Raw genomic sequence first — 2,538 nt, 5'->3', positions numbered from 1 at the left:
CGCGTGCCTTCGGCACCTACAGCCGCGGCTGTTTTTGCGCCAGACACAAGCGCTTCTACGGGTATGCGCGCTTCGGCAACTGTGGCCACGCGGCTGGAGTTGGCAAGAATTGCCACCAGCGCCTTGCGCCCAACCCAGCCTTCCAGCTGGGTTTTAACAGCTTCGCCAATGGTGTTTGCAATGTTTGCTCCCATTGCATCGCAAGTGTTTATGTCTAGTGTTAGCTTGGCGAAGCCTGTTAACGCCGCCGCCTGCGCGCGTTCTAATCCGCCGCCGCGTTGGTATATTGATGGGTGCGCGGAGCGCGCAACCTCACTAATCGCCGTGCGTTTTGATTCGTCGCGCATTATGCTATCTAGTTTTTTGGCCACGCTTGAATCCGCGTCTTCAAAAACAATCTGCGCGCGCGTAACGTAATGCGCGCTGTGAGCCGTAACGCCGTTTTCCAGGCTTTTTGCCGCGATTTTTGCACCGTTGCAGGCAGCAGCGATTACGGACGGCTCTTCTGTGGCCATCAGCACGTCTCGCGTAACACCGTTCACTTTTAGGCCGCGCACAACGCCTACGGGCAAGCTGAATCGCCCGATTTGGTTTTCAATCATGCTGTTTGCAACGCTTGCAGGAATGTTCGTTTCGCCACTTTGCGCTAGCTGTTCCAGCAGCAGCTGCGCGCAATCTCCGCTAAGCGCACCTTCTGATTCCAGCGTTTTTATGCGCTGCTCTACGCTTAATTCCCGAAAAGCTGCCATGTTTCTCCATTTTTTTGACGCTAATTTTTATTTTTTTTTGGCGCTATTTTTTGACGCCATTTTTACGATTTTTCACTTTTGCAATGTTGCTTTGGCGCCATTCTTAAGTCGCAAGCATCCGCAAGTCGTAAGCAACCGCGCGTGTCGCAAGCAGCCGCACGTATCGCATTGCTACGTCTATTTTCGCATCTTAACTTGCATGCTCACTCCAATTCCGCCGCCAACGCACAGCGCAGCAACGCCGTTTTGCATGCAATTATCTTTAAGCGCGTAAAGAAGTGTTGTTAAAATCCTGGCTCCGCTAGCGCCAAGTGGGTGACCGAGCGCGATTGCACCGCCTCTTATGTTCAATTTGCTTTCGTTAATGTTCAGCTGTTGGCAAACGGCTATGCTTTGCGCGGCGAACGCCTCGTTAATCTCAAAAAGATCAATGTTTTCAACGGTGTAGCCCGTGTTTTTTAGCATGCGCTCCATAACGTGTTTTGGCGCGTAGCCCATAAGGTCTGGGCTGATTCCGCCCTCCGCAAATCCCACGATTTCTGCCAAATAGTCGATTCCATGCGCGATTGCGTAGTCTTTGCTCATTAAGACGAGAGCTGCGGCGCCGTCGTTGATGCCACTTGCGTTTCCAGCGGTTACAGTAGGAGAGTGTTTTGCGCTAAAATCCCCCTCGCGCATTCCATCAGTTTCGTACGCGCCAAAATCCGCCTTAAACAACGTTTTAAGCTTAGAAAGCTTCTCCATAGACGTGTTTGCGCGTGGGTGCTCATCGCGGCTAATCACGGTTCCGTCCATAAGCTTTACAGGCACAATCTCCGCGTCAAAATCGCCGTTATTTTGCGCAAAAACGGCTTTCTGGTGTGATTTTAGCGCAAAGGCGTCTTGCTGCTCGCGTGTTATACCAAATTTGGCGGCCACGTTTTCCGCGGTAACTCCCATTTCTTTGCCCGTAAAAGCGTCGCAAAGTCCGTCTTTTTTTAGTCCATCAACCAGCTCGCCGTTGCCGTAGTGAAGTCCGCCAAATCGCACGTTTTGCGCGTAAAACGGCACATTGCTCATGCTTTCTGTGCCACCAGCAACTACAACTTTTGCATCTCCCATGCAAATCGCCGACTGCGCAAGGCGAATGGCTTTAAGACCAGACCCGCAAACCTCGTTGATTGTCATTGCGCAGCTGGACTCATCCAATCCAGCACTAAGGGCGATTTGTCGCGCAACGTTTTGGCCGCTGCCTGCCTGAAGAACGTTGCCAAAAATCGCCTGATCTACGGATTTTGGGCTGATTCCTGCGCGTTCGATTGCGGCTTTTGCTGCGATTGTTCCCAACTCAACCGATGTGAGCGATTTCAACGCGCCTCCGAATTTTCCTATCGGTGTGCGCGCTGCGCTTACAATCACAACATCAGTCATACGTTTAGCCGCCAATCAGTTGAAAACTAGCCGATTAAAGCTATCTCGATTAAGCATTTTATTGAAAATTATCCTGTTGAAACCAGCTCATTTAAAATGATAGATTTCAAACACTGACCGAACTACTTTATCGTATTTTTACGCAAAATTGCGATTTGTGAAGAATTATGTTTAATTTTTTCACAATTTGCGCACAATAATGTCGCATAGATTACGCCAAGTGCGGTAGAGATTCGAGATTTTTCGCCGCGAAAGAGGTGAGCCTCAGCGCCGAAGGTGGTGACTCGCCGAGAGAGCAAGAAAAATCGAGAATCTCGGTGATGAAAGCCACGCAATTGTTCAAGCACGCAAGAGGGCTGGGTGATTCTTGGTCGAACAG

2 protein-coding genes and 1 pseudogene are annotated in these 2,538 nt (G+C 50.4%); all 3 read right to left on the bottom strand.

The genetic code is table 11. The features are described 5' to 3' along the window. Positions 1-749 (bottom strand): annotated as a pseudogene (locus HMPREF3216_RS04605) (hydroxymethylglutaryl-CoA reductase, degradative); the annotation flags it as partial. A gap of 177 nt (positions 750-926) precedes the next feature. Next, positions 927-2,159: a thiolase family protein gene (locus HMPREF3216_RS04600; protein ID WP_060787151.1), complete on the bottom strand. Its 1,233-nt coding sequence runs from the start codon at positions 2,157-2,159 to the stop codon at positions 927-929. 122 nt (positions 2,160-2,281) lie between these two features. Continuing rightward, positions 2,282-2,538: hypothetical protein (locus tag HMPREF3216_RS06620; RefSeq protein WP_230953860.1), on the bottom strand; the 257-nt coding region annotated here is incomplete at its 5' end.

Source organism: Gardnerella vaginalis (assembly GCF_001546455.1).
Classification (GTDB): Bacteria; Actinomycetota; Actinomycetes; order Actinomycetales; family Bifidobacteriaceae; genus Bifidobacterium; species Bifidobacterium vaginale_B.
Note: the sequence above shows the minus strand (reverse complement) of the source record. Positions and strands in the feature narration are given on the sequence as shown.

Excerpts from the sequence above, each read along its gene's own strand:
- HMPREF3216_RS04600 (WP_060787151.1), bottom strand. The coding sequence starts at position 2,159 with ATGACTGATGTTGTGATTGTAAGCGCAGCGCGCACACCGATAGGAAAA.